Origin of the sequence: Kitasatospora cathayae, from assembly GCF_027627435.1 — a bacterium.
Classification (GTDB): Bacteria; Actinomycetota; Actinomycetes; order Streptomycetales; family Streptomycetaceae; genus Kitasatospora; species Kitasatospora cathayae.
Map to the genome: position 1 here is coordinate 2,408,175 of NZ_CP115450.1, position 26,460 is coordinate 2,434,634.

The 26,460-nt window shown below is 71.5% G+C and carries 20 protein-coding genes and 2 pseudogenes; 11 read left to right on the top strand and 11 right to left on the bottom strand.

From position 1 onward, the window contains the following. Nucleotides 1-232 precede the first annotated feature (232 nt). Nucleotides 233-1,129 carry an alpha/beta fold hydrolase gene (locus tag O1G21_RS10725; RefSeq protein WP_270142813.1) on the top strand — a complete coding sequence of 299 codons (897 nt, stop codon included), beginning with the start codon at nucleotides 233-235 and terminating at the stop codon, nucleotides 1,127-1,129. Nucleotides 1,130-1,230: 101 nt separating this feature from the next. Here the strand turns inward: O1G21_RS10725 and O1G21_RS10730 are convergent, their stop codons facing one another. Then, a complete protein-coding gene (locus O1G21_RS10730; RefSeq protein ID WP_270142815.1) occupies nucleotides 1,231-1,713 on the bottom strand; it encodes a Dps family protein in 483 nt (160 codons plus the stop codon). Between the two features lie 502 nt (nucleotides 1,714-2,215). Further along, a complete protein-coding gene (locus tag O1G21_RS10735; RefSeq protein WP_270142817.1) occupies nucleotides 2,216-2,632 on the bottom strand; it encodes an SsgA family sporulation/cell division regulator in 417 nt (138 codons plus the stop codon). Between the two features lie 532 nt (nucleotides 2,633-3,164). Between O1G21_RS10735 and O1G21_RS10740 the strand changes: the two genes are divergently transcribed. The 3 genes from O1G21_RS10740 (at nucleotide 3,165) to O1G21_RS10750 (ending at nucleotide 8,572) form a co-directional block, all read left to right on the top strand. Next, nucleotides 3,165-4,373, top strand: coding sequence for an IS110 family RNA-guided transposase (locus O1G21_RS10740; RefSeq protein ID WP_270139889.1), 1,209 nt, complete (start codon nucleotides 3,165-3,167; stop codon nucleotides 4,371-4,373). Between the two features lie 585 nt (nucleotides 4,374-4,958). Then, the gene (locus O1G21_RS10745) at nucleotides 4,959-5,447 is read left to right on the top strand and encodes a TetR/AcrR family transcriptional regulator (protein ID WP_270150900.1); all 489 of its coding nucleotides are present in this window, start codon (nucleotides 4,959-4,961) and stop codon (nucleotides 5,445-5,447) included. Between the two features lie 365 nt (nucleotides 5,448-5,812). After that, nucleotides 5,813-8,572, top strand: coding sequence for a helix-turn-helix transcriptional regulator (locus O1G21_RS10750; RefSeq protein WP_270142819.1), 2,760 nt, complete (start codon nucleotides 5,813-5,815; stop codon nucleotides 8,570-8,572). 62 nt (nucleotides 8,573-8,634) lie between these two features. Here the strand turns inward: O1G21_RS10750 and O1G21_RS10755 are convergent, their stop codons facing one another. After that, nucleotides 8,635-9,438 (bottom strand): alpha/beta hydrolase, encoded by an 804-nt coding sequence (locus O1G21_RS10755; protein WP_270142821.1) that lies wholly within the window; start codon nucleotides 9,436-9,438, stop codon nucleotides 8,635-8,637. Nucleotides 9,439-9,757: 319 nt separating this feature from the next. Further along, a complete protein-coding gene (locus tag O1G21_RS10760) occupies nucleotides 9,758-10,372 on the bottom strand; it encodes a hypothetical protein (protein ID WP_270142823.1) in 615 nt (204 codons plus the stop codon). Between the two features lie 476 nt (nucleotides 10,373-10,848). Here O1G21_RS10760 and O1G21_RS10765 point away from each other — a divergent pair, with 476 nt between their 5' ends. From O1G21_RS10765 to O1G21_RS10775, 3 genes are all read left to right on the top strand, one after another. After that, nucleotides 10,849-11,412 carry a hypothetical protein gene (locus O1G21_RS10765; RefSeq protein ID WP_270142824.1) on the top strand — a complete coding sequence of 188 codons (564 nt, stop codon included), beginning with the start codon at nucleotides 10,849-10,851 and terminating at the stop codon, nucleotides 11,410-11,412. 779 nt (nucleotides 11,413-12,191) lie between these two features. Further along, nucleotides 12,192-12,983 carry an AAA family ATPase gene (locus O1G21_RS10770; protein ID WP_270150902.1) on the top strand — a complete coding sequence of 264 codons (792 nt, stop codon included), beginning with the start codon at nucleotides 12,192-12,194 and terminating at the stop codon, nucleotides 12,981-12,983. 151 nt (nucleotides 12,984-13,134) lie between these two features. Continuing rightward, nucleotides 13,135-15,810 (top strand): helix-turn-helix transcriptional regulator, encoded by a 2,676-nt coding sequence (locus O1G21_RS10775; protein WP_333493445.1) that lies wholly within the window; start codon nucleotides 13,135-13,137, stop codon nucleotides 15,808-15,810. Between the two features lie 9 nt (nucleotides 15,811-15,819). On the opposite strand, the gene O1G21_RS10780 is transcribed toward O1G21_RS10775, so the two are convergent. Together O1G21_RS10780 and O1G21_RS10785 are read right to left on the bottom strand one after the other, a co-directional pair. Continuing rightward, nucleotides 15,820-16,008, bottom strand: coding sequence for a hypothetical protein (locus tag O1G21_RS10780; RefSeq protein WP_270151500.1), 189 nt, complete (start codon nucleotides 16,006-16,008; stop codon nucleotides 15,820-15,822). A 160-nt stretch (nucleotides 16,009-16,168) separates the two neighbouring features. After that, nucleotides 16,169-16,591: pseudogene (locus tag O1G21_RS10785) on the bottom strand (esterase/lipase family protein); the annotation flags it as partial. Between the two features lie 276 nt (nucleotides 16,592-16,867). On the opposite strand from O1G21_RS10785, the gene O1G21_RS10790 reads away from it, so the two are divergent. Then, complete coding sequence (locus tag O1G21_RS10790; protein WP_270142826.1) at nucleotides 16,868-17,935, top strand: alpha/beta fold hydrolase; 1,068 nt, start codon at nucleotides 16,868-16,870, stop codon at nucleotides 17,933-17,935. 34 nt (nucleotides 17,936-17,969) lie between these two features. Then, nucleotides 17,970-18,170 (top strand): hypothetical protein, encoded by a 201-nt coding sequence (locus tag O1G21_RS10795; RefSeq protein WP_270142828.1) that lies wholly within the window; start codon nucleotides 17,970-17,972, stop codon nucleotides 18,168-18,170. Between the two features lie 140 nt (nucleotides 18,171-18,310). On the opposite strand, the pseudogene O1G21_RS10800 reads toward O1G21_RS10795, so the two are convergent. Beyond that, nucleotides 18,311-18,585 (bottom strand): annotated as a pseudogene (locus tag O1G21_RS10800) (tannase/feruloyl esterase family alpha/beta hydrolase); the annotation flags it as partial. Nucleotides 18,586-18,863: 278 nt separating this feature from the next. On the opposite strand from O1G21_RS10800, the gene O1G21_RS10805 reads away from it, so the two are divergent. Continuing rightward, nucleotides 18,864-19,067 carry a helix-turn-helix domain-containing protein gene (locus tag O1G21_RS10805; protein WP_333493446.1) on the top strand — a complete coding sequence of 68 codons (204 nt, stop codon included), beginning with the start codon at nucleotides 18,864-18,866 and terminating at the stop codon, nucleotides 19,065-19,067. Nucleotides 19,068-19,084: 17 nt separating this feature from the next. On the opposite strand, the gene O1G21_RS10810 is transcribed toward O1G21_RS10805, so the two are convergent. From O1G21_RS10810 to O1G21_RS10825, 4 genes are all read right to left on the bottom strand, one after another. Further along, nucleotides 19,085-21,805, bottom strand: a complete 2,721-nt coding sequence (locus O1G21_RS10810) for an ATP-binding protein (RefSeq protein ID WP_270142830.1) — start codon at nucleotides 21,803-21,805, stop codon at nucleotides 19,085-19,087. A gap of 156 nt (nucleotides 21,806-21,961) precedes the next feature. Beyond that, nucleotides 21,962-23,317, bottom strand: coding sequence for an alpha/beta fold hydrolase (locus tag O1G21_RS10815; RefSeq protein ID WP_270142832.1), 1,356 nt, complete (start codon nucleotides 23,315-23,317; stop codon nucleotides 21,962-21,964). A 434-nt stretch (nucleotides 23,318-23,751) separates the two neighbouring features. After that, nucleotides 23,752-24,111: a hypothetical protein gene (locus tag O1G21_RS10820; RefSeq protein ID WP_270142834.1), complete on the bottom strand. Its 360-nt coding sequence runs from the start codon at nucleotides 24,109-24,111 to the stop codon at nucleotides 23,752-23,754. 55 nt (nucleotides 24,112-24,166) lie between these two features. Then, entirely contained in the window at nucleotides 24,167-24,649 is a 483-nt protein-coding gene (locus O1G21_RS10825) for a Dps family protein (RefSeq protein WP_270142835.1), read from the bottom strand. Between the two features lie 501 nt (nucleotides 24,650-25,150). On the opposite strand from O1G21_RS10825, the gene O1G21_RS10830 reads away from it, so the two are divergent. Continuing rightward, nucleotides 25,151-26,194 carry a hypothetical protein gene (locus O1G21_RS10830; protein WP_270142837.1) on the top strand — a complete coding sequence of 348 codons (1,044 nt, stop codon included), beginning with the start codon at nucleotides 25,151-25,153 and terminating at the stop codon, nucleotides 26,192-26,194. The last annotated feature ends 266 nt before the right edge of the window (nucleotides 26,195-26,460 follow it).

Consider the following 26,460-nt stretch of genomic DNA (forward strand, 5'->3'; position numbering starts at 1 on the left):
CCTCTCTCCTTCAACCCTCGACTATCTGCCACTTGACTGTAGCACTTATATCTTTATTATTCACAAGCATGTTGCTGGAAAAGATACAACCGGCGCTCCGTGAGTGACGGGAGCGTCCCTCATCCGCTCCGGACATGACGCCGTCCGAACACACACCTTGCCGACACACATCTCATGGCAACATGTGAGATACATGTGCTCGACAAGGTATCTACTCACACGGAGAGCGTTGATGACGAGCGAAACGACCGACCTGCTGTCCCCCGGCACCCACGACGTCCTGGTGGAGGGTCTGAACCAGCGGTACCACCTGTACGGCTCGGGCCCGGTCTGCCTGGCCGTGCCCGGCGGACCGGGCGTCAGCTGGGAGTACCTCCGGGCGCCCGCGCTCGAGGAGTTCCTGACCATGGTGTACGTGGAGCCTCTGGGCACCGGCGGCTCGGAGCGCCTGCCCTCACACCCTGACGGCTACACCCGCGAGCGGTACACACGCGGTCTGGCCGGCCTTCTCGACCTGCTGGCACTGCCTCGCGTGTTCCTCCTGGGCCACTCCCACGGCGGCTTCGTGGCCCAGCACTTCGCGCTGCACCACGCCGACCGGCTCCGGGGCCTGGTGCTGTACGAGAGCGCGCCGGTGACGGGCCCGGAGCACATGGCCGAAGCGGCAGCAAGGGTCGAGGAGTTCGCGGCCCGCAACGAGGGCCGCGCGGAGCTCCCCGCGGCGCTGGCCGGACTCCAGAGCGTCGGCACCGTCACCGACGACGAGGGGACGACCGCGGCGCTGCGCGCCCTGATGCCGGTCTACTTCGCTCGCTACTGGGACCGGGAGAGCGAGTTCCGCGACCTGCGCGCCCAGGTGACCTGCACCTACATCTCGCCGCTGGACGAGAGCGGGAAGCCCGACGTCGTGGACGACCGGGCTGGCCTCACCTCGCTCACGGTCCCCACCCTGGTCCTGGTCGGCCAGTACGACGTGATCTGCGGACCGCGGTGGGCGCAGGACCTCCACGCCCTCGTCCCGCAGTCCCGCTTGGTGGTGCTGAACGACAGCGGGCACTTCGGCCACCTGGAGCAACCGGCCGCGTTCTCGGACGCGGTGCGCGCATTCGTCCGCTCGGCCTCCGCGTAGCGCAGGCGCGCTCGCCGCCTCCGGTCCTTCCACCGCTGCGGGAAGGCCGGAGGTGAAGTGCGGCGCTCGGATGGTCAGTCCGTCGACGGGCGTCGGAGAGGTCAGGCCTGGTTCTCGGCCTGGAACATCCAGCTCTGCTTCTCGAGTTCGGCGGCCAGCCCGATCAGCAGGTCCTGGGTGACGGCATCCGCCTCGCCGGTCGCGTCGATGCGCTCGCGCACTCGGTGGATCACGGCGGCGAAGATCTCCACCAGCATCTTCACCACGGCCGTGTCCTCCGTCCATCCCTGCGGGACGGCCGGAAGGTTGCTGGCACCGGCCACGGTCGCCGCCCGGCCGTCCGGTGAGACGCCCAGCGCGGCGGCGCGCTCCGCGACGATGTCGGCGTGGTCCCGCGCCGTGGTCACCACTTCGTCGAGCTGCAGGTGCACGGAACGGAAGCGCGGACCGTAGAGGTTCCAGTGCGCCTGCTTGGCCACCAAGGAGAGGTCGATCAGGTCGACCAGGGTCGCCTGGAGGGCGTTCCCGGCGATCGTCCGTGCGCTGTCGGACAGCGGGCTGCTGATGATGGACCGTGCGGACATGTGTCTCCCTTTCCGGAGGTGTGTGAACCCCCTCGATTCTCGGCAGTGCACCCCGGTGGTGGGATCAGTCGTTTGACTCTGCATCAGTGGGAGGTGGCAACGGTCAGTCGGCCTATGCGGGGGTCGCGCTGTGCTGGCGCGCGCGGCCTTGACCCGGTTCCCGCAGGTCTTCATGGCGCAACCAGCCACGCCGGTAGCCGCGCGAGCGGTTGGGGCGGCAACGAGCGAGTAGACCGACTCGCGCAGATCCACCGCGATCGAGGTCGGTCTCGTCGGCGCCGGGCGCGCTGTCGAACATCCGGCCTCGACGAACCAGGCGTCGAGCTGCTGGGGAGACCCCGGCTTCTCGGCGGGCACCGCGTTGCGCCGTGCCCCCCGGGTTCCGACAAAGTCCAGGGGCGGGGTCCCGCAGGGAAACGCGTGCATCGCGTCACCACTTTGACCAGTTACTGGCAGACGCGCAACATCGCCGTCCCCCAGGACCGCAGGTCTTCGACAGTGGTCAACCCCCGGTCGGCCGACCCGTCTCGCCCAACAGCTCGGAGATGAATCCGTCCCAGTCCAGGCCGTCGGCCTCCGCCTCGACGGGCACGATCTCGTAGGTGCGTTCCAACCACTCCGCCAGCCTCGGCGCGGGCAGCTCCAGAAGGGCGCTGGATTCCGCCGACTCCAGCTGCAACAGGGCGGTCCCAGCTGCCCGGCCCGGCACCGGCCAAGCCTGCACGAAGCCTTCCCCGCTCTCCTCGAAGAGGCCTTGGTACAGCAGTTCCCGGCTGATCCGCCAGGTGACACCCGGCCCGCGGATCGGCTCGAGGATGACGGTCACGATCGCGGGGGTGTCCGGGGCGAATCGGAACTCCGCCAGAAGGGGTTGCCATGCGCGGCCGTCCAGCACCCGCTTGAGGACCAGTGTCAGCACGGGCCCGTCCTCGGGCGTCGTCCGGCATCCCCTGACGTCGGACTGTTCGCCGTTCATGGCAGCTGCCCCTTCCACAAAGCGAATTGGTCTGCCATGACTGTGCCTCAGGGACTCCGGGCTGGGCATAGGTCACTCGACCGTGAGCCGGGATAAGTCATGACCCACGCGTGCGAGCCCCTGACACGCCCGCGCCGCCAACTCCGCGCTGCGGCTGTGCTGGGCATGCCGGGGATCGATGAGCGGCGAGGTGGGCACGAAGCTGGGGGACCTCCCCGTTACCTTCTTCGTGGCCCTGAAACGGGGCTCCTGGCCTCCGGGCCCGGTATGACTGTTGCCCCCTGTCGAAGGTATGACCTGGGGGGTGGTGTCACCGCGGCCCGGAGCACCGTATGACCGCTGATGAGAGGCCTGACCGGCACCCGGCCGAGCGCAACGCCCGGCCGCTGACGGATGCCTGGTCTGCGTAACGTGGATGCGCGCGAACGGTGCCAAAGGGCGAGGCCAGGACGATGAACGACCCTCGGGGGGTTCGGTGTTCGACACGAGTGACATCGCGGTCTTCCTCGGCCTGGACGTCGGCAAGGGCGACCACCACGGCCACGGCCTGACCGCCGCCGGCAAAACCGTGTTCGACAAGCGGCTGCCCAACAGCGAACCGAAACTGCGGGCCGTCTTCGACAAGCTCACCGCCAAGTTCGGCCGCGTCCTGGTCATCGTCGACCAGCCCGCCTCGATCGGCGCCCTGCCACTCGCCGTAGCCCGCGACGCCGGCTGCGAGGTCGCCTACCTGCCCGGCCTGGCCATGCGCCGCATCGCCGACCTCTACCCCGGCGAAGCCAAGACCGACGCCCGCGACGCCCGCGTGATCGCGGACGCCGCCCGCACCATGCCCCACACCCTGCGCGCCCTCGAACTCGCCGACGAGACCGCGGCCCAGCTCACCGTCCTGACCGGCTTCGACCAGGACCTCGCCGCCGAGGCCACCCGCACCAGCAACCGCCTGCGCGGCCTGCTCACGCAGTTCCACCCCTCCCTCGAACGCGTTCTCGGCCCGCGCCTGGACCACCCCGCCGTCACCCACCTGCTGGAACAGCACGGCTCGCCGGCCGCCCTGCGCAAGGCCGGCCGGCGAAGACTCGTGACCCTCATACGCCCCAAGGCCCCGCGCATGGCCGAGCGCCTGGTCGACGAGATCTTCGCCGCGCTCGACGAGCAGACCGTCGTCGTCCCCGGCACCACCACCCTGGACACGGTGGTGCCCTCCCTGGCCCGCTCGCTCGCCGCCGTCCACGAGCAACGACGCGCCGTCGAAGCCCAGATCGGCGAACTGCTGGAGGCCCACCCTCTTTCCAAGGTCCTGACCTCGATGCCCGGGGTCGGCGTCAGGACCGCCGCCACCCTGCTCGTCACCGTCGGCGACGGCACCAGCTTCCCCACCGCCGCCCACCTGGCCTCCTACGCCGGCCTCGCTCCGGCGACGAAGTCCTCCGGATCCTCCATCCACGGCGAACACGCCCCGCGGACCGGCAATCGGCTCCTGAAACGGGCCATGTTCCTCTCCGCGTTCGCCGCCCTCCACGACCCCGACTCCCGGGCCTACTACGACCGGCAACGAGACCGCGGCAAGACCCACACCCAGGCCCTCCTCCGCCTCGCCCGCCAACGCATCAGCGTCCTGTTCGCCATGCTCCGAGACGGCACCCTCTACGAGACCCGCACCCCCGAAGCCGTGCCCGCATGACCCGATCGACCTTGACGAAGGACATAGAGGCACCCCCCTGTCCTGCGCCCGGTCAGCGCCGACTGTCGAGCGCGGCGTAGTCCGGGCCACGCAAGGTCTCCAATGCCTTCCTGAGCGGTGCCGGCGGCGAGGCGATCCTGCGGTTCGCCAGGCTCAGCCAGGCACCCAGGGCGAACACGACTGCCGCCCGGGACCCGTCCTCCCGCGAAACGACATGCCGGAACCCAGCACCGCGCTGTGCCGAAACCCCTCCTCGGCGCCCGGGCGACGGAGGTATCGCGGGATCGGCAAAACATGTGTCTCGCGATGAGCATATGTGAAGAAGACCTCAAAGGCACACACGTGCAACTGGGTACGTCCAGACACATGTGAAACCGGCCTTGGCGCTGTGCCGCACCGTGGCGCCGACCGGCGGCCTCACGTCCGCGCAGTCCTGTCACGACATGCTTGTGGCGGTTGATGGCGTCAACTGCTACAGCAAAGAGGTTGTTATGGCCACAATCTGCACAACGGCCCGGTAGACTGCGCGGCATGAGAGCTGATGCTGCGCGGAACATCGAAGCGGTGCTGACAACGGGGGCACGGATGTTGGCCGAAGACCCGGGCGCGAGCATCGCCGCCATCGCCGCCGAGGCGGGCGTGGACCGGCGGACCATCTACCGGCGCTTCCCGTCGCGCGAGGAACTCCTCGCTGCGATCTACACGGCCCGCCTGGATGCCGTCGAGCAGGCCATCGCCGACGCCCGCCTGCGCGAGGCCCCCGTCACCGTGGCCCTGCACCGCTACGTGGAGAACATCATCGAGGTCAACCGCCGCTGGCCGGTTGACCTCGCCCGCATGCTCGCCGACGAGGGGATCCGCAAACGCCGTGACGCCTCCGTCGCGGAAGTCGACGCCTTCCTCCAACGCGCCGAAGACGAGGGCCTGCTCCGCGCCGGGCTCCCCCCGGGCTGGGTCGCCGCCCTGCTCCCAGAGCTCATGCACCTGGTGGCCCGCCGAGTGCCGGACCTCGCAGCCGGCCCGGCAGCCGACCTGGTCGTCGACACCCTGCTGCGGGGTGTCGGATCGTCCTGACGGGGCACCAGGTCACACGCGCATGTTCACGCGGTTGTCCGTGCACGTTCTCGCATGATGACTCGTCCACAGCACCGTGTGGCCATCCTGGCGCCGGTATGACCACACACATGTCCCACGTTTCGGCTGGCTTGTGATGTCCACTACGCTGCTCGGTGAGGTGTGGGTCGAGCGAGGGGTCAGGCATGTGGCATCGGTGCTCTTCCGGCGGCGCGAAAGGCGTTCGCAACACGCCTGGCGGCCCTCGGACACGTTGCAGCGGCGGGCATGAGGTGCTCGGGCTCTGACGGACACACATGCCTGGCGTTTCGAGCGCGGTCGGCCGTGCCACGACCGACCCGGTAGTCAAGGAAGCGGGGGATCACATGGATGCACTGGTCAGGTCGTTGGTCGGCCGGCAGCGGGAGCAGGAGGCGCTGTCGTCCTTCGTGACGGCCTCCAGCGGTCAGTCGCTCGTCCTCAGGGGCGAGATCGGTGCGGGCAAGAGCGCCCTCCTGGACCACGTCGCGGACCTCGCCTGCCAGGAGGGCCACCAGGTGGTCCGGGCCGTCGGTGTGGAAGCCGAATCCGACTACCCGTTCGCCGGACTGCACCAGTTCCTCTACCCGCTGATGTCCCACCTCGACCGGCTCGACGCCTCCCACCGTGCCGTCTTCGACGTCGTGTTCAGCCGGAACCAGGGGGCGCCCCCGTCGGTGATGACCCTCGCCATCGCCGTCCTCGACCTGCTCTCCCTCGCGTCGTCGCAGAAGCCGCTGCTGCTCGTACTCGACGACGGTCAGTGGTTCGACACCGTCAGCGCCGAGGTGTGCGGCTTCGCGGGGCGGCGGCTGGCCGGTAGCTCGGTCAAGCTCGTCGTCGGTGTGCGCTCGGACGTGCCCTCACACTTCGACACCGCGGCGCTGCCGGAGCTTCACATCACGACCTTGTCCGAGGACGACTCGCAGACGCTGCTCGACCTGCACCATCCACGGCTCGATCCGAAGATCCGCCGCATCGTGCTGGACGAGGCGCAGGGCAATCCGCTGGCGCTGCTCGAGCTCCCGCCCTTCCTCAGCGGCCGGCCCGGCCGCTGTGTCGAGGAGTTGCCTGGCTACCACGGTGTGCCCCTGCCCCGCCGCCTCGAGTACGTCTACGGCACCCGCATCGAAGCTCTCGACAAGGCGGTGCGCGCGGAGTTGCTGCGCGGCGCGCTGGATGGCGCGGGTTCGGGAATGGCGGCAGGTGCCGCGCGTGGAACCCGCTACCGCATGGTGGACGTCGACGCGGCAGCCCTGTCGGGCCTGCTGGACGTCGACCGGACGAACGGTCACTTCGTGTTCCGGCACCCCCTGGTGCGATCGACGGTCGTCCAGAAGGCCACCCCCAACGAGCGGCGTGACGCGCACGCCGCCCTCGCCCGGGTGTACCGGGACGATCTCGAGCGGCGGGCCACCCACCTGGCGGCCTCGACGATCGATCCGGACGAGGAGGTGGCGGCCGAGTTGGAGGCAGCGGCCAAGTCCGCGACCCGACGCGGCGGTGCGCTCGCCGCCATCACCTGGCTGACCCGCGCCGCGGAGCTCAGCGAGAGCTCCGAGGACCGTTCGCGCCGCTTGGGCGACGCCGCCTTCATCGCCGGCCAGGCGGCTCTTCCCGACCAGGCGCAGCGGCTGGTCCATTCCGACACCGCCCCGGACGGAGGCGCTTCCCCGGCCTCGGTGGCCGCCTCCGCCTACGACGCGCTGTACCGGCACGGCGAGGTCCGCTCCTCCCGACGACAGGTCACGGCAGCGCTCGAGGCCGTGCGGGACGACCGCACCTGCCAGGGGATGGGGGAAGCCGAAGCCCGACTGGTCATCCTGCTGATCGTCACCTGCCAGTACGCGTCCGACGCCGTCGCCTGGCAGCAGGCCCGCGAGCTCCTCGACGCGCTCGGGGACCGGATCCCGGCGCAGTCGTTGCTCTACCGCGACGCCTGGAGCGATGTGGTGCGCCACGGGGCCGGCCTTCGTCAGCGCGTGGATCGCGCATTCGCCGAAGCCCGCCACCTCAACCCCTGGGACCTGGTCCGGTTGGGCGTGACGGCCTACCACCTCGATGTGCTGGGCCCTCACCGTTCCCACCTCCAGCGCACGGTGGACCGTGAGGCCGAGACCGGTGCCATCGCGGCCGCGATGTCCATGCTTCATCTGATCACGCTCGATCAGATGGCCACCGGCGAGTGGGAGGAAGCCGAGCGCACCTGCGCGCGCAGCCTGGAGCTCGCGTCCGAACACGATCACGCGCTCTTCGCCTACCACAGCCGCGCGTACCTCGCCCAACTCGCGGCGCTGCGCGGCCAGGTGGAGCGCGCCCGCGAACTGCAGGCCGCCGTCGACGCCTGGGCGCGCCCCCGCGGAGTGGGCTTCCTGACGCAGATCGCCGACGCCGTCGGCATCACGGCGGCGCTGAGCGAGGGCGACTACGAGTCCGCCTACCTGTACGCCATCGGCATCACCGCGCCCGGTTCGTTCGAGCCGTACGCCCACCAGGCTTCCCGGACCCTGCTCGACCTGGTCGAAGCCGCCGTGCACGCCGGACGCGCGGACGAGGCCCGCCGGCACGCCCTGGCCGCGCGGCACGCCGGCCTGCCCGACGTCTCACCACGACTGGCTCTGATCACCCACGGGGCCCTGGCGATGACCGCCGAAGGCGACGAGGAGGCGGCTGCCCACTACGAGCAGGCCGAGTCGGTCGCGGAAGGCGACGGCTTCCCCTTCGAGCTGGCCCGGATCCGGCTGGCCCAGGGCATCCGCGTCCGCCACTCGCAGGGCCCCAAGGCGGCCCGCCAAGCCCTGCTCCGCGCGGCCGAGTCCTTCGAGCGGCTCGGCGCCGCTGCCTGGGCCGACCGGGCCCGGGCCGAGCTGCGCGCCTCCGGAATGTCCACCCGGCCCTCGTCCACCTCGGCCCTCACCTGGCAGGAGCACCGGATCGCCGGTCTCGCCGCGAGCGGTCTGACCAACAAGGAGATCGGCGAGCGCATGCACCTGTCCCCGCGCACCGTCAGCTCCCACCTGTACCGGGTCTTCCCCAAGCTCGGCATCACCACCCGTGCGGCGCTGCGCGACGCGCTCGGCAACTCCACTGAGGAGAACCGCGGTTAGACCCGCGCGCCGGTGTGGCCGTCCGGTCGGGCCCGCGCCGCCGCCGCGCCCGTGGGAGGTGGTCAGCGGCCCGGGACGGTGGGCCGCACTCCCCGCTCACCGAGCCAGCCGAGCACGTAGTCGGCGACGAACCTCCACCCGCTGTCGATGACCAGTGAGTGGCCCCGGTCGGCGAACTGTTTGAGGTCCGTCATCGCGGTGGAGTCGCCGTACTGCTTGTACACGGTGCGGGTCACCTGGTCGGGCACCAGCAGGTCCTCCTGGCCCGACACCAGCAACAGCGGACCGCGCGCCGTGTTGCCGGTGTCCACGAGGGTGCTCGGATGCCGGGGTGCACCCCGGCATCCGAGGTCGTTGAGCAAGCGGCGCGGAGCGGGCACGGCGTATCGCTCGTACAGCTGATCGGACTCCGGGCCGCTGACGGCATTTCCGACGAGGCCGCGGAACCGCTCGCGGGACAGCGCGACCGCAGCGCCTGTGGGCTCACCAGCAGCGTCGGCGGACTCGGGACAGGTCCGCAGCGCCACGTCGTTGACGGGTGCCGACGCGATGGCTACCGCGGCCTGCCCGAGGCCGGTGCCGAGGAGGTGCTGCGCGACCAACCCACCGACCGAGTGCCCGACGATCACCGGCGGGACGTCGAAGCGGCGCACGATCTCGGCGTAGTGCCCGGACAAGTCGTCCAGACCGATGTCGGGTGGCATGTCCGGGCCCTCGCGCGCCTCCCGTACGGTGGCCGCTTCGCCGGGCCAACCCGGGGCGTAGGTGAGGTAGCCGTGGTTCGCGAAGCGCTCTGCCCAGGATTCCCATGAAAGCGCGTGCAGCCACGCGCCGTTGATGAACACGACGGGCGTGTGGATGAACACGACGGGAGTACGGATCACAGCTGGACCTCCGAGCATGGTGGCGACCTGCGCCGGCTTGCGGCTACCGCTCAGCATCGGGCAGGCGGCCTGCCACGGGATCAGTCGAATGACTGCATGTGACCGGGTGCAGCCGCTCACGGCCCCTGAAGGGGCGTGGGCTGCGCTGCAGGCCGGATCCGGTGCGCGCGGAATCCGACGGGTCGAGGGCAGTGCGGCTGCGGCCCGGTGCAGAGCGGCGCGCCCTGCCGGCACGGAATGTGCCCCTCGGCATGTCCCGCCGCGGACGGAAACATCCGCCCGCACAGAACGGTTACTTCGCTTACGGATACATGGCAAGGTGGTTCTGATAAGCGAACTGGTCGCCGAGGCTGAGGATGCGGACCACGGTCGTGCAGTACCGCCGGTACTGCACTTCTTCCTTGAGACTGAGGGTCACAGCGGGAGCGCCCTCACGGACCCGGCCCAGGGTGTGCATCAACTCCGGCGGACAGGGCAACAGCAGGACCCCCATGACGCGCCGGAAGACGTGAACCAGCTCCGGTCCGCGTCGTTCGGGTTCTCGGCGCGTGCATCGGGGCTCGAAGCCGCGGTCCGCACCGGCGCTCAGGAAGGCCCGCAGGCACAGCGTCAGTTGCTCGAGGTCGGCCGAGTCCAGCTCCACCGGGTACAAGCTCGTCAGCTGGGTGCCCCGCGGGCCGTACAGGGTGTACTCGGTCCGCAGGGCACCCGGCGGACTCACGTCCTCCTGCCACCGCGGCCACGCGGGAAGCTTCAGCAAGACCCTGACCCAGCTGTCGTAGGCGTCCGCGACCACGCGTCCTTCCTCGCACTCCGGGTCCGCCAATTGCAGCCGATACAGGCGGCGCAGGAGGAGTTCCTCCAGACTCTGGAACTTCGCCAGGAACACCGGATCGTCAGGCACCAAGACGTGCACGGGGTTCGTTCCTCTCACCGTCTCGGCGAACCCGACTGCCAGACCGGTGGCGGGTCTTGCCGCGGGTGGGGGACCGGAGCGGGGAGGGAGCGGACCCTGCGCCCCCTCCCGCCACGCTGCCCGTCGGGCCGGCAGCGGTGGATCGTGTGGCCGTGCGGCAATCCACACGGGGGCGCGGACTGACACACACGTGTGCCTTGCCGGGCACAGTTCCAGGGTCGAGATGACCACACAGGACAAACGTATGCGCTTTGGGCAAGCTCCACAACCGGTTCGAGGTGTAAGACCTCCGGGTCTGGGCACTCCTGCTGCGACTGGCCTCTGTCGGCCTGAAGTCAGGACGCTGCCTGCAACGTTCCACGCGGGACTGGCGAGCTCTGCCAGGATTGTCATGGCAGACGATTCACCGACGTTCTTCTTCTGCCCGGCGCAGGTAACATGTGCGGCAAACATCCAGCACGGAGGAGTGACCGGTCGTGACCAGCCAATCAGCCGCCACGCTCCGATCGCGGTACGCCGTACAAGCCGCGTCGGACCTGGAAGAGAACCGCCGCCGACAAAAGGAACTGACCGAGAAGCTCGCAATGCTGCGCGAAGAGGAAGCGCTCCTGATCGAGATCATGGCGCTGGCCGAGCACCACCAGGGTGATGCGGGGCTCTCTCCCCTGCCGGAGCAGGCCCAGGACGAGCCGACGCTCACCCAGGAGCGCCTGCGCAGGACGCCCGGGGCCGCCTCGAAGGCACCGCGTTCCGCGCGGACCGGCTCGAAGACGAAGGCGGCAGCAAAGCGCAGGTCACAGCGGCCGTTGCTGGGCGACCTCCTGCTGGACCTGCTCGCAGGCCACAGCGAGCCACACCTGGCGAAGGATCTGCGGGAGGAGCTCATGGTGCAGCATCCGGACCGTGAGCCCACCCCGCAGGTCGTGCGGAACACCCTCGAGTCGCTCGTCGCGAAGGGCCAGGTCCGACGCCACAAGGAAGAGCGGTCGGTGATGTACACGCTCGTGGACCGTGGTCATCGCAGGACGCCGGCTGATTGACGTGTCTCTCCGGCACCTCCAACCGCCGCGCGCCCCGGCGTACCGAGCGCGCGCTGCGACAACGCGCCCGTAGGCCCTGTCGACACTCACCGTGCTCCAGGGATGTCGGCGACCGCGCCACCGGCTGGCCGCGTGCGGCCGCGCAGCTCTCCGGGCATCGCGAACGCGGAAACGAAGGCAAGCAGCGCGCGGGGGCGCAGCCGCCGAAGGCACACGAATGGCCCGTGACACCGGCCACGAGCGGTGAGGCGGCCAGCAGAACGGTGGTGGCTGCCCCCCGCGCGGTCTTGTAGAAGTCGGGAGTCAGCAGGTTCCCCTCCTCGTCCACGGCGCCCACCGCCTGCAGGGTGGCCCGGGGGAGGTGGCGCGTCAGGTTGGTGTGGATCCAGTCGGGTTCGCAGGAGTTGGCGACGATGCCGTCCTGGGCCCGGCGGCGGCTGATCCCGACGGCGAGCAGGACGTCGGCCGTCTTCGACTGCGCGTAGGCGACCATGGGGTCGTACCGGCGGCGTTCGAACTGCGGGTCGTCGAAGTCGAAGCCGTGCAGGCGCTGTGCGCCGGAGCTGACGGCCACGACGCACGGCTCCTCGGCAGCCCGGAGGGCTTCGGGCAGCCCGTGTCCCTGGCAGCGGCGGCCCGTCGTGCCGGTGCCGGACACTGGTCGCGCCCCCGGCCCGGGTACTGGCCAGGGTTCGACACTGGCTCGACGGGCCCGTAGTCCCGGGATCGTGATCGGTGGACGCCGACCGGCTTCCGTTGCGGCGAAGGAGTTGACGAGGGTGGAGCCTGGCGGCAAGGGCGGGACGGACGGGACGGGGGATCCGTTGTCGCCGCAACTGCGCGGGCGCGCCCGGGAACAGGAAGTACTCGATCGGCTGTTGCTCGACCTGCGCCGCGGACACAGCCGCGTACTGGTCCTGCGCGGGGAGTCCGGCATCGGCAAGACCGCCCTGCTCACCTATCTGGCGGATCGCGCCCCGGCAGGCCGCGTCGTCCGCACGGTCGGGGTGGAAACCGAATTCGAGATCGCGTACTCGGCTCTCCAGCAGATGTGCGCTCCGCTGCTGAGCCATCTGGACCGGTTGCCGGCGGCGCAGCGAGCCGCTCTGGCGACGGCCCTGGGGCTGGAGCCGGAGTCGGGGCTCGGACCGAGCGATGGCGGATCGCCTGGCGGTCTGCTGACCGGACTGGCCGTGCTGGGCCTGTTCGCCGAGGCCGCCGCTGTCGAGCCGCTGGTCTGTGTCGTGGACGACGCGCAGTGGATCGACGGGATCTCCGCGGCCGTCCTCGCGTTCGTCGCCCGTCGGCTGGACGCCGAGTCCGTGGCCCTGGTCTTCGCCGTGTCCACCTCGGCGTCGGTCCGCACGCCGACCAGCGCCGGACTCCTTACCGGCCTGCCGGAACTACAGGTCGACGGGCTCCGCGACGACGACGCCCGGGCGTTGCTCGACTCGGTGCTGCCCGGTCCGGTGCACCCCCGCGTGCGGGACGCGATCGTCGCCGAAGCACGCGGCAACCCGCTGGCGCTGATGGAGCTGCCGCGCGGTGAGAGCGAAATCAGGAAGGGGTAGGGGGACATGACCGGGTTGCAGCGATGGGGCGTCACCACGGCGATGGTGGGCCGCGAGGACGAGCAGGCGGAGCTCGTGGCGTTCGTGAAGTCCGCCACGGGCCAGGCGCTCGTCCTGCGGGGGGGAGACGGGGGTCGGCAAGAGTTCCTTGTTGAGCCACGCCGCCGCGCTGGCGGAGCAGGAGGGCCACGTCGTCATCCGGGCCGCCGGTGTCGAGGCGGAGTCCGAGCTGCCCTATGCCGGGCTGCACCAGTTCCTCCATCCACTGCTCGCCGACGTCGCGCGGCTGGACGACGGGACCCGGACGGTGTTCGACGCCGTGTTCGGCGGAGTGCAGGGCGATCCGCCGTCGGTCATGGCGCTCGGCATCGCCGTACTCAGCCTGCTGTCGCTCTCCTCCGCACAGCGGCCGCTGCTGCTGGTCCTCGACGACGCGCAGTGGCTGGACGACTCCAGCGCCGACGTCTGCGGGTTCGTGGGCCGACGCCTGGCCGGCGGCCCGGCGAAGATGCTGGTCGCGGTCCGCTCCGACCTCACGTCCCGCTTCGACACCGCCGCACTGCCCGAACTGCCGATCACCGCCCTCACCGACGAGGACGCGGCCCGCCTGCTGGACCACCGGTACCCGGAGCTGAGCCGACGGGTCCGTCGAATCGTCCTGGAGCAGGCCCAGGGCAACCCGCTGGCCTTGGTGGAGCTGCCCGCCCACTTCGCCGGCCGGTCGAGCGACCTCCCGGTCGAAGACCTGATCGGTCAGCACGGCGTGCCGTTGCCCCGGCGGCTGCAACGGCTGTTCGGCACCCGCATCGCCGCCCTCGACGAGCGGGTGCGGACCGAGCTGCTGATGGGCGCGCTCGACGGCGCCGGAACCCCGAGCGGCACCGACGCCGTCCCCGGTACTCGCTACGGCATGCGTGACGCCGACGCGGCAGTGGCCGCCGGGCTGCTGGACATCGACGTGGTCACCGGCGATTTCGTCTTCCGGCACCCACTCGTGCGGTCCGCCGTCGTGCGGATGGCCACTCCCAACCAGCGCCGCGCCGCGCACCTGGCGCTGGCACAGGTGCATCGGGAGAACCTCGAACGCCGGGCGACGCACCTGGCAGCGGCAACGGTCGATCCGGACGAGGACGTCGCCGACATCCTGGAGGCGGCGGCCGAGTCGGCGACCCGGCGCGGCGGCGCGCTGGCGGCCGTGACCTGGCTGACCCGGGCCGCCGAGCTCAGCGAGAACCACGCCGACCGCTCCCGGCGGCTGACCGACGCGGCCTTCGTCGCCGGTCACGCCGCCCGCCTCGGCCAGGCGCACCGGCTGGTCCAAGCAGACCTCGCGCCCGGCTCGACGGAGTCGCCGGCCTCCGTGCTGGCGGCCGCCTACCGAGCGCTCTACCAGGACGGGGACGTCCGCTCCACGCACCGCCAGGTCTCGGCCGCGATCGAGAAGCTCCGGGACGCAGGGACAGCCATCGCGGGCGAGGCCGCCGCTGCGTCGACGGTCGGCAAAGCCGAACCTGACGAGGTCCTCACCCGGCTGGTGATCGTTCTCCTGGCGATCAGTCAGTTCAGCGGGGACCGCGCGGTCTGGGAGAGCACGCGCGAACTCCTCGCCTCCCTGGGCGACCTCGTCACCGAACACGCGCGCATCTACCGCGACACGTGGAGCGATGTGACCAGGCACGGAGCAGGCTGGGCCGGGCCGGTGCGACAGGCCGCCGCGAACCTGTCGGATCTGGAACCCTGGGCCGTCACGCGGCTCGGCGCGGCCGCGTACCACCTCGACGTCCTGAGCCACTACCGCCCCCACCTGCAGCGCGTCGTGGACCGCGAGCTGGAGACCGGAGCCGTGGCCACCGGCATGGTCATGCTGCACCAGATCATGCTCGACCAGATGACGGCCGGCGAGTGGGCCGAGGCCGAGGAGACCGGGCAGCGCGGCCTGGACCTGGCCACCGAGCACGGCCACCACCTGTTCGCCGCCCAGAGCCGCGCGTACCTGGCCCAGCTGGCGGCGCTGCGCGGGCAGGTCGGGCGGGCGCGGGACCTCCAGGCCGAGGTGGACGCCTGGGCCCGCCCGCGCGGTCTGGGGTTCCTGACCCAGGTCGCCGACGCCGCCGGCGCGACCGCCGCGCTGAGCTCCGGCGACTACGAGAGCGCGTACCTCTACGCCATCGGCATCACACAGCCGGGCGCGTTCCGGCCCTACGCGTACCAGGCCTCGCGCACCCTGCTCGATCTCGTCGAGGCCGCCCGGCACACCGGACGCGTCGAGCAGGCCCGGGCGCACGCCCTCGCCGCCCGCGACGCCGGTCTGCCGGACGTGTCGCCCCGCCTGGGACTGATCACCTACGGCGCGCTGGCGATGACCGCCGAGGACGAGCGGGAGGCCGCCGAGATGTTCACGCGGGCCGAATCCCACCCGGACGCCGCCGGCTTCCCGTTCGAGCTGGCCCGGATCCGGCTGGCGCACGGCATCCGGGTGCGCCACGTCCAGGGTCCGGCGGCGGCGCGGCCGTACGTGGTCCCGGCGGCCGAGGCGTTCGAGCGGCTGGGTGCGGCCGGCTGGACCGAACGGGCCCGGGCCGAACTGCGCGCCACCGGGGCCCCACCCCGCGTCTCGACGCTGAACCTGGCCTCGCTGACCTGGCAGGAACGCCGCATCGCCGAGCTGGCCGCCAGCGGCCTGACGAACAAGGAGATCGGCGAGCGGATGCACCTGTCGCCGCGTACCGTCAGCTCGCACCTGTACCGCGTCTTCCCCAAGCTGGGCATCACGGCCCGTGCGGCGCTGCGCGACGCGCTGGGCCGGACCGACGCGGCGCAGGTCTGATGCCCGCGCTCAGCCCCCTGCGGCCACGGCCTCGACGCCGTTGGCGGCCAGCCAGACGAGGACGTGGTCGGCGACCGAACGCCAGCCGCTGTCGAACACCAGGGAGTGCCCTCGGTCGGCGAACTGCTTCAGATCCGTCACGGCGGAGGAGTCGCCGTAGCGCTTGTAGGCCGAGCGGGTCACGGCGTCCGGGACCATCCGGTCCTCCTGGCCGGACACGAGCAGGAGCGGTCCGCGCGCCGAATTGGCCGTGTCCACGACGGTGTCGGCCGGCCCGGCGGTGGTGCGGTCGAGTCCGAGGTCCGCGAGCAGCCGGAGCGGGGCCGGGACGGCGTACCGGTCGAAGAGCTTCGTGGCCTTCCTCCTCTCCGACCGCGTTGGCGACGAGGTGTCGGAACCGGGCGCGCGGCAGCAGCTCGAACCCCGGGTGCCGGGTCGTGCCGGCCGACATCGGCGACCACGGCCGGGGCCGGCCGTCGTCCAGCGGCACACCGCCGGGCGGCAACGGCGCGAGGACGACGGCGGCGCGGCCGAGGTCGGCTCCGAGGAGGTGCTGGGCGATGAGGCCGCCGGCCGAATGCCCGATGAGGACCGGCGGGTTGTCGAAGGTGCGCACGATCGTCCCGTAGTGGGCGGTGAGCGCGGCGAGCCCGAGGTCGCGCAGCGGGCCGGGGTCGCGGCGGGCCTGGTCGGCGGTGGGGGCTTCGCCGGGCCAGCCCGGGACGCACACCGCGTAACCGTGCGCCGTGAACCGTTCGGCCCAGCCCTCCCAGGAGGACATGTGGAACCACGCACCGTGGATGAGGACGACGGGGGTTTGCTTCACGGCCAGACCTTCCGGTTGCACACACGACGACCCGCCGGCATCGCGGCGCTCCTTCGAGGATCACCGAGCGGTAGGACGGCGGAAACAGTCGAATGACTGAATCCGGCGGCCCGGCAGACCCTTGGTAGGTCTGCGAGCGTCCTCGTGCGTCTCGACGTCATGTGACCGATGCGTCGGGCCGCTGGCCGAAGAACAGTGGATGCATCAGCGGGTCTCCAGGAAGGATCAGACATGATCAACAGGCGTACCTTCACCAAAGCGGTCGGTCTCGGCGTGGGCGCCACGGCCGCATCGCTCGGCGCGGCATCGAACGCGCCCGCCGCCGTCGCGGCCGGTACCGACCGGCCCGGCCGCCCGGCCCCGGTCATCCCGAACATCGCCCCGGGCACCCACACCACGTTCACCGACCTGAAGCAGGTCCGGGCCGGCGTGCTCGACATCGGCTACGCCGAGGCCGGGCCCAAGCACGGGCCCGTGGTCATCTGCCTGCACGGCTGGCCCTTCGACATCCACAGCTACGTCGACGTGGCGCCGCTGCTGGCGGACGCCGGCTACCGGGTGATCGTGCCGTACCTGCGAGGCCACGGCACCACGAACTTCCTGTCCCCGAACACCGTCCGCACCGGGCAGCAGGCCGCGATCGCCCTCGACGTGATCGCCCTGATGGATGCCCTGAAGATCCACAAGGCGGTGCTGGCCGGCTTCGACTGGGGCTCGCGGGCCGCCGGAACCGTCGCGGCGCTGTGGCCGGAGCGGGTCAAGGCCCTGGTGGCGGTGAGTGGTTACCTCATCGTCAACATCCCGTCGCAGAAGAACCCGTTGCCGCCGAAGGCCGAGCACACCTGGTGGTACCAGTACTACTTCGCCACCGACCGCGGCCGCGTCGCCATGGAGACCAGGCAGAACCGGCACGACCTGTGCCGGCTGGTGTGGGAGGAGACCTCCCCGACCTGGAATTTCGACGACGCCACCTTCGAGCGCACGGCCACGGCGTTCGAGAACCCCGACTACGCCGCCATCGTGATCCACAACTACCGCTGGCGCCTGGGCCTGGCCGACGGCGAGCGCCGCTACGACCGCTACGAGCAGCTGCTCGCGGCCCGACCGCCCGTCACGGTCCCGACCATCGCCGTGGACCCTGCCCTCGACCCGTTCCTGCCCACGACCGACGGCAGCGGGTACCGGCGGTTCTTCACCGGCCCCTACGAGCACCGCGTCCTCACGGGCGTCGGCCACAACGCGCCGCAGGAGGCGCCGACGGCGTTCGCCCAGGCCGTGGTGGACGCGGACCATCTGTGACCCGCAAGCGTGTCGACCACATGGAGGTACGAACGTGAGTGATCCCAGTCCCGGCGCGCACGAACAGGCGGCGGAAATCCGCAAGGCCCGATTCGGCGCGCTCCCGGAACGTGTCCCCTTCGAGGACATGGTCGAGGAGAAGGCGGTGCTGCCGGCGTATCAGGCGGTGGACGCCTACGACCCCGACGCGCTGGCGGTCAGGTTCTCCTGCCTGGCGGCGGATCTGGGCCTCTGAGCACAGCGGGTCAGGCATGACGCGACACCGGCAACAAGGCGTCCGGGTCCGCCCCCCACTGAGGACGGACCCGAGCCTGCTGTGCCCCGGCCTCAGCCGGGTCGTGCTCTTCAGCAATCCGTGTTCGGCCCTGCGGGGGGTCAGTCGCGCGAGGCACGGACGCGGCGGAAGCTGCTCGCGGCGCTCGGGTCTCCGTGGCCGGTGTAGCGGGAGACCATCGGGTAGCGGCACAGGTCGCGGGCGACGGTCGCGCCGGTGGCGGTGGTCAGGGGGCGTGCAGCACCGCCGGCGCCTTGCCCTGCTCGACCCAGGCGGTCAGCGCCGCCAGGTCGTCGACCTTGCCGCCGTCCAGGCCGCAGTGGTCGACGCCCGGGGCCAGGAACAGCCGGTAGAAGCCATCGACCTTCCGCGTCCCTTGGGTCCTTGCCGGATCCGCGACGCCGGGGCACTGTTCAGCATCCGGAACGGCCGCCTGCGCCGCTTCATCGCCGGCGCCGCCGCCGTCGTCGGCGCGTTCGCCGTCGTCGGCACCGCGAACGCCGCGACCCAGGACTCGGCCACCGACCGGGCCCCGAAGCCGACCGTCGTCCTGGAGCACGGCGCGTAAGCGCCGCGCACGAGCTGTTCACGGGGATCGGCGCCGAAGCCTTCGCCGGACGCACCCGCCGTGAACTCGCCGAGTGCGGTGTATCGGTGTCGCCACCTGCCACGCAACGGACGGTCGGGCTGACGGTGCAGGAGAGCCGGATCGCCAGGCGCGCACGGGACGGCCGTTCGAACGCGGAGATCGGAGCCGAGCTCTTCCTCAGTGCCCGTACGGTCGAGTGGCACCTGCGCAAGGTGTTCACCAAACTCGGCATCAGCTCACGGCGGGAGTTGCGCACCGTGCTTCCGTAGCCGCCACCGCACAGCGATCACCGCTCCGACAAGGCGCCGTCGATCTCTCGACGGGAGGAGATCCCCAGCTTGGCGAAGACCTTGCGCAGGTGCCACTCGACCGTACGAGGGCTGAGGAACAGGTGTGCGCCGATCTCCGCGTTCGGGTGCCCTGCGGCCGCGAGGCGGGCGATCTGCGCCTCCTGCGGGGTCAGGACCGGCGCGCCGACGGTCCGCTTGCGAACCGTCTCACCGGTGGCGAGCAGCTCACGCCGGGCCCGCTCGGCGAACGCCTCCATGCCCATGCGCGCGGCCGCCTCGTACGCCGCCCGCAGCTCGGTACGGGCCTGCGCGCGCCGGTTCCGGCGGCGCAGCCATTCCCCGTACAGCAGCCGGGCCCGGGTCTCGAACACGCCGAGCCCGCCGCGGCCGAAGTGGTCGACGGCCTCGCGGTAACGGTCCTCGGCCTTCTCCGGTGCCCCGGTCAGGGCGTCGGCGACCGCATGCGCTCCCAGGGCCCAGGGGGTGCCTGCCCGGCTCCAGTCGGCGAGCCGCTCGCGCGCCCCGGCCGCCACGTCCGGCTCGCCGGCCCTGGTCGCGGCCTCGACCAGCTCGCTGCACGTCCAGAAGTGCACCACGAGGTCCTTGTGCACGCTGCCGCGCAGCGCCGCTTCCATGGCGAGCGGATAGTTGCCCAGGCCGTTGTGGAGTACGGCCCGCTCGCACGCGGCCATGCGGGTGAGCCGGCCCAGGCCACGCTGCTCGCCGTCCCGTTCCATCGCCTCCAGCAGTTCCAGGGCCGGTCGCTCCCGTCCCCGGTACGCGGCGATCATGGCCGCCGTGGCCGTGCGCGTCACCACGCCGGTGGCCTTCTCCATGGCTGCGGCCTCGGCCAACAGGTCCTCGGCTTCGGAGAGACGCCCCGCATGGCCCAGCGCGGCCGCCCGGTAGGGCAACGCCGTCGAGAGGACCGACGGCGTGCCCGTCGTCCGGGCGAAGCGGACCGCCCGATCGGTGACGTCCAGCCAGGCCTGGAGATCGCCCAGCTCCGCGGCGGCGTTCGCGGCCGCCCACAGGACGGACGGCTCCTCCTCGTCGGCGAAGGAGCGCAGCGCCCGCGCCAGTAGCGGGAAGGCGGCGACCTGCCCGTCCACGGTCCCTGCGACCCGGGCACGGAGGAAGACTCCGGCCGGCTCGTCGCCGGGTATCAGGCCACGGGCGACCTCGGCCGCTCGCCGTAGTCCGCCTTCGTCGTGCGGCCAGGCCCAGATGGCCGCGTCGAACGCCGCGAGGCAGGTCTCCCGCGCGACGGCCGGGTCGAGGTCCCTGAACTGGCGCGCCGCGTCGAGCAGCGGCTGCACCGCGCCCTTCCCCGAGTCGGTCATGGACGACGCCTTGGCCCGCAGCCGGCCGGCATGGGCCTGCTGCAACCGGTCCAGCGGCCCCAGCTCCGCGGCGGCGAGCAGGTCGGGCACCCGGGTCGGCAAGCCCGCTGCGACGTTGGCCGCTGCGGCCGCCAGTGCGCGCCGCGCCCGATTCTTCGGGTCGGGGGTGAGCGCGGCGGCCCGTTCCAGGAAGGAGGCGGCGGCCGCCCGACCACCGCGCGCCAGGGCCCGGTCGGCGGAGCCCTCCAGTGCGGCGGCGACCTGCTCGTCCGGCCCGACCGCGGCGTGGGCCCGGTGCCAGGCCCGCCGGTCGGGGTCGCGCTCGGCGTCGGTGGCCTCGGCCAGGGCTCGGTGCGCCGCACGCAGCACTGCGGCATCCGCGCCCCGCCAGACGGCGGAGCGCACCAGCGGGTGCCGGAACCGCACCGGGGCTCCCAGCGTGATCAGGTCCGCGGCCTCGGCCGCCGCCGCTGCCTCCGGGCCGATGCCCAGCAGGCGCAGAGCACGCCACAACAGCGGCCCGTCGCCGACCGGTTCGACCGCCGCGACCAGCAGCAGGGCGCGGGTGTCGGCCGGCAGCGCGTCGACGCGCCGACGGAAGCCGTCCTCGAGCCGGGTCGCCAGCGGACCGGCGCCGGGCCCGCCGAAGCCGAACGCCAACTCCGCTGGTGACAGGCCTCGCGGCAACTCCAGCAGGGCGAGCGGATTCCCGCCGGTCTCGGCGACGATCCGGTCCCGCACCCGGGCGTCCACCGGCGCCGTCAGCACCCTGTCGAGCAGCGCCCGGGCGTCCGCGTCGGCCAGCCCGCCCAGAGGAAGGTCCGGCAGACCGGAAAAGTCCTCTTCCTTCTTCCCGTCGGTGATCCGCTCGGCGAACACCAACGCCACCGATTCCGCGTCCAGCCGACGCCCGACGAACGCCAGGATCCGCTGGGACATCAGGTCCAGCCACTGCGCGTCGTCGACCAGGCACACCAGCGGAGACCGGGCCGCCGCCTCGGCGAACAGGCCGAGGACCGCCATCCCGACCAACAGCATCTCGGGAGGGTTCCCCGCGCTCAGGCCGAACGCGACCCGCAGCGCGTCCTGCTGCACCTCCGGCAGCCGGTCGAGGTGCGACAACAGCGGGGCGCACAGCCGTTGCAGAGCCGAGTACGCGAACTCGGCCTCGGCCTCGACGCCGGCCGCGCGCACGACCTGCCACTGCCCCGCCTGCCCGGCCAGATGGTCGAGCAGCGCCGACTTGCCGACGCCGGCCTCACCCCGCAGCACCAGCACCCGGCTGCGCCCGTCGCCCACCTCGCGCAGCAGACGGTCCAGCACCTCCACCTCCCGGGCGCGCCCGAGCAGCTGGTGTTTCGCGCGCTGCGGCATGGCTCCTCCGGGACGAGTTCCTCCCGGAGGAGCTACACCCATCCTACGAAGAGCGGGGCCGGCTGGGCCGCACGGATCCGGTCACCCCGGCCGTCCCCGGGCCGGTGGCACGGGTGGTCCGCGTCCGGGGGCCCGGAGGGTTGCGGGAGGTCCGTGCTACCTCAGCGACCGGAAGGCGGTGCGGAGTTCTTCGGCCAGCAGCTGCGGCTGCTCCCAGGCGGCGAAGTGGCCGCCGCGGTCGACCTCGTTCCAGTGGATGATGTTGCCGAAGGTCCGTTCGCCCCAGCTGCGCGGCGCGGGGTAGATCTCGGCGGGGAAGACCGTCACCGCGACCGGCGTCTTCGGAATGGACACCGCGTTGAACGGTCCGCCGCCGGCCCTGGCGCCCTCCCAGTACAGTCGGGACGACGACGCGCCGGTGCGGGTCAGCCAGTACATCGAGATCGCGTCGAGCATCTCGTCGTACGTGAGGACCTTCTCCGGCTCGCCACCGGAGTCCGTCCACTCCGCGAACTTGTCGTAGTAGTAGGACGCCATGCCGACCGGGGAGTCGGTGAGGGAATAGGCGATCGTCTGCGGGGTCTGGTTCATCATCGCCGCGTAGCCGAAGCCGTCGCGGTAGAAGTGCAGCAGCCGGTCGTACGCCCGCTTCTCCTCGGCCGACAGGTTCGCCGGGGCCGGATCGAAGTTGCGCACACGGCGCAGGACGTCGTCCGGGACGGTCCCCGGCATGTTGACGTGGATGCCGAGCAGCCCCTTCGGCTGCTGGACGGCGAGCACCTCGGAGAGGATCGCGCCGTGGTCGCCGCCCTGCGAGACGTACTCCGGGTACCCGAGGCGCGTCATCAGCTCGTGGAAGGCGGGCGCGATGCGGGCGAAGTTCCACCCGGGCCTGGTCGGGCTGCCCGAGAAGCCGTAGCCGGGCAGGGTCGGCAGCACCAGGTGGAAGGCGTCCCCGGCGCGGCCGCCGTGCGCGGTGGGGTTGGTCAACGGGTCGATGACCTTCAGCAGTTCGACGATCGACCCGGGCCAGCCGTGGGTCATCAGCATCGGCATGGCTCCGGCGTGCGGGGAGCGGATGTGGGCGAACTGGATGTCCAGTCCGTCGATCTCCGTGATGTACTGCGGCAGGTCGTTGAGGCGCCGCTCCAGCTTGCGCCAGTCGTACCCGGTGCCCCAGTACTCCATCAGCGGCCGCACCTTCGCCAACTGCGCGCCCTGGCTGCGATCGTCGACCGTCTCCCGGTCGGGCCACCGGGTCGCCCGGATCCGCCGTCGCAGGTCGTCGAGGTCTCGCTGCGCCACCTTGATACGGAACGGGCGGATCCCCGCTCCCGACCCCGGCGCCCCGCCCGGCGCCGTCCCGGCGTCTGCCGATGCCGTCCCTCGGCCGGTGGCCGCCTGTGCCGGCGCGGACAGGCCGACCTGCCCGGCGACGACACCGGCCGCCGCGAGACCGAGGAAACGGCGTCGACCGCTGGTGGGCCGGTTCATGTTGTCGTGCGCTGCCATCGAGGACTCCTTGTGTCGAATACGGGATGTGAGGTGTTCCGCCCGCCGTCGCGCCGGAGGCACTGACGGCACGGCTCGCCGGTCAGCCGTCCTGGCAGGTGGACACCGCTGTCGGCGCGGGGCATCCGGGTGCGCGCCAGGGGCAACCGGAGCGAAACGGCGGGAGACTCGGCCCGCGTTGACGCGTTGGGTGACCGTCCGGCCGTCCGCCGAACACCAGGCGGTCGGCTCACTGCGGTCCGTGCCGGACAGCGGGCAAGGGAGTGCCGGGTGACGGACGAGCCCGGTGTGCGTCTCGGGGCCGGCAGCGGACGGCGGCCTGCTCGCGCCGCCCCGGGGCATCACCCGCCTACCCGGCACCCCTCATGACAGGGGCTTCAAGACCTCCGTGTGGGGAAGTCACCGAAGGCCGTACTGCCCTGGTCCGGGTGACGTCAGGCCGGGACCACGCGGTAGCTCAGCACCGGCCACGGCAGGTCGGACTGGGCCAGCGAACCGGTGGCCCACGGGTTGGCGCCGGTGCAGCCCGCGCCGGAGTACAGCACCACGGACGCGGAGCCGGAGGCGACCTGGACCGATCGGGCGGGCGCCGACAGCGTGTGGCACGTGCCGAAGTCGTCGAGGTCGACCGGGGTCACCGCGCCGCTCCCGCCGGTGCCCGAGTAGAGGTGGGCGCCCGGCTGCAACGGAGGCCAGCCGGCGGCGTGTGCCGATCCGGCACCGAGGCCCATCACGGCCGCGACGACCGTCGCCGTGGCGGCCGAGCCGCGGAGCATGGCCTTGGGTGTGAACATGTGAACCACCTTTCCGTGTACGTGATGGTGTTGCTGGAGGGTGCTGCTGGAGGAGTCAGGCCCGGTTCTCCGCCTGGAACATCCAGCTCTGCTTCTCCAACTCGGCGATCAGCCCGATCAGCAGGTCCTCGGTGACGGCGTCCGCCTCGCCGGTCGCGCCGATGCGCTCGCGCAGTCGGCGGATGACGGTGGCGAACGTCTCCACCAGGGCGTTCACCACGGCCCTGTCCTCCAGCCATCCCTGCGGAATGGAGGGAAGGGCGCTGGTGGCGGCGATGGTCCCGGCCCGCCCGTCCGGAGCGACACCCAGCGCGGCGGCGCGTTCGGCGACGGTGTCCGAGAAGTTCCGGGCCGTGGTGGCCACTTCGTCGAGTTGCACGTGCAGGGAGCGGAAACGCGGACCGTACAGGTTCCAGTGCGCCTGCTCGGCCACCAGGGCGAGATCGAGGAGGTCGACCAGGGTCGCCTGGAGGGCACTGCCGGCGACTGCTCGGGCGCTGTCGGACAGCGGGCTGCTGATGACGGGAGGTCCAGACATGGAGTGTCCCTTCGGGGCGGGCGTGCGTTCTCCATCATCGGTTCCGAACCACCGTTCGACATCAGTCATTTGACGGCACCTCCTTTTCGTCAGGGCCGGGATCCGGGCGGGTGAGAGTGGCGCGGAGAGCAGTCACCCGACCCACGGGCGCGGCGGCCGGGTCCAGGCCGCCGTCGCCACCGAGCCGGAACTGACGGGAGGAGTCGGCGGTGCACACGGTCGCCACGACCTGGACCCGGTGCCCTGCTCGACGCACCGGAAAGTAGGGTCGGTCGACTTCCAGTGTGTGGGGGCGAAGCACACGCATGCGCCGGAGAGCGAGCTGAAAGTCAGATGACTGATGCGCCGCGGCCGGCTCCGCTGACAACCTCTCCATCGAGCGGCTCCGCACCCGCCGGGGCCCACGCCCCGAGCGGGTGCGTCGTCGGATCCGAGCCACACCACGTCATCGCTACGGAGCCACCCACGTACGCGGGCTCACGGACGAGAAGGGCAACAGACATGACCGCACCACCCCACACCCCACTGCACCGCCGCAGGTCCTCCAGGCTCGCCACCATGGTGGCCGTCCTCCTCACCGCGCTGGCCGCCGTCTTCGCGACCACCGCCCCGGCCGGCGCGACCACGCCCTGGCAGGAGGCGGACCACAACGCCAGCACCCCGGATTCCCCGGCGATGGCGTACTACCTGGGAAGCCACATCGAGGTCATCCGCGGCCAGGACAACGCGCTCTGGTTCAACGTCGACGGCGGCCCGTTCAACCACATCGGCGGCGTCACGTACGCCGCGCCCACGATCACGTCGTTCAACGGCCAGCTCTGGATCTGGCACACCGGGCAGAACGGCGACGTGTGGGGCCAGAGCCTCGCCAACCCCAACGAACCCAACCACCGGCGCTGGTACTGGAACTCGCCCATCCAGTACCGCACGCAGAACATCGGCGGCTCCGGTTCGGCCGTCCGCCCGACCCTGGGCCCGGCCGTCGCGGCCTCCCCGGACCACCTGCACTTCATCGTCGTCGGCGCCAACGAGCGCATCTACCACGGCTTCATGGACGTCAACCGGAACTTCAGCTCCTGGTCCGAAATGCCGGGCGGCGCCCGCACGGAGTCCGCAGCCGGTGCCTCGACCTCGCCCGACGGCCGCCTGACCGTCCTCCACCGCGGCACCGACAACCGCATCTACCGCCAGGGCCTGAACCTCCGCAACTGGCAGTGGGACCACAACTGGCAGCAGATGCGGAACACCAACACCAACGCCGCCCCGTCGATCGCCTACAACGGCCATGACGGTCTGATGGTCGAGGCCTGGCGCGACGCCGGCACCGGCCAGATCCTGACCTCCGAGAGCCTGACGTACGCCGCCGAGGCGACGGCCCCACAGGGTGTGCCCCGCGGCAACAACGTCGCCAGCCCGTCGGCCCCGCGCGTCAGCTCCGGGCCCAACGGTGTCGACCTGACCATCCGAGGCGGCAGATTCTACGACGTCCAGGGCCACTACTTCCGCGACAACGTCATCTACTACATCTACAACTACTACAACTGAACCTCCCTCGAAGCCACTTCACCGCCCCCTCGGGTCCAGCGACCCGAGGGGGCACGGCGGTTGGCCCACCAGGCCCCCGCCGGCCGGCTCGCACCTGACCGCCACCCCGCGGGGACGAAACCGCCTGGGACCCTCCCCAGCGGCCGGCGGCACCAGCTGCCGCCCCCTTCGCCATGCGGTTCTCATCTCCTTTCGACACCGTGCCCACCGCGTCCCCGCTGGCTCCGACCATTAGATGACTGATCCGGGAATCCACCGACAGGCGA

Excerpts from the sequence above, each read along its gene's own strand:
- O1G21_RS10810 (WP_270142830.1), bottom strand. The coding sequence starts at position 21,805 with ATGCCGCAGCGCGCGAAACACCAGCTGCTCGGGCGCGCCCGGGAGGTG.
- O1G21_RS10820 (WP_270142834.1), bottom strand. The coding sequence starts at position 24,111 with ATGTTCACACCCAAGGCCATGCTCCGCGGCTCGGCCGCCACGGCGACG.
- O1G21_RS10780 (WP_270151500.1), bottom strand. The coding sequence starts at position 16,008 with ATGGTCCCGGACGCCGTGACCCGCTCGGCCTACAAGCGCTACGGCGAC.
- O1G21_RS10815 (WP_270142832.1), bottom strand. The coding sequence starts at position 23,317 with ATGGCAGCGCACGACAACATGAACCGGCCCACCAGCGGTCGACGCCGT.
- O1G21_RS10830 (WP_270142837.1), top strand. The coding sequence starts at position 25,151 with ATGACCGCACCACCCCACACCCCACTGCACCGCCGCAGGTCCTCCAGG.
- O1G21_RS10725 (WP_270142813.1), top strand. The coding sequence starts at position 233 with ATGACGAGCGAAACGACCGACCTGCTGTCCCCCGGCACCCACGACGTC.
- O1G21_RS10750 (WP_270142819.1), top strand. The coding sequence starts at position 5,813 with ATGGATGCACTGGTCAGGTCGTTGGTCGGCCGGCAGCGGGAGCAGGAG.
- O1G21_RS10730 (WP_270142815.1), bottom strand. The coding sequence starts at position 1,713 with ATGTCCGCACGGTCCATCATCAGCAGCCCGCTGTCCGACAGCGCACGG.
- O1G21_RS10825 (WP_270142835.1), bottom strand. The coding sequence starts at position 24,649 with ATGTCTGGACCTCCCGTCATCAGCAGCCCGCTGTCCGACAGCGCCCGA.
- O1G21_RS10745 (WP_270150900.1), top strand. The coding sequence starts at position 4,959 with ATGTTGGCCGAAGACCCGGGCGCGAGCATCGCCGCCATCGCCGCCGAG.
- O1G21_RS10790 (WP_270142826.1), top strand. The coding sequence starts at position 16,868 with ATGATCAACAGGCGTACCTTCACCAAAGCGGTCGGTCTCGGCGTGGGC.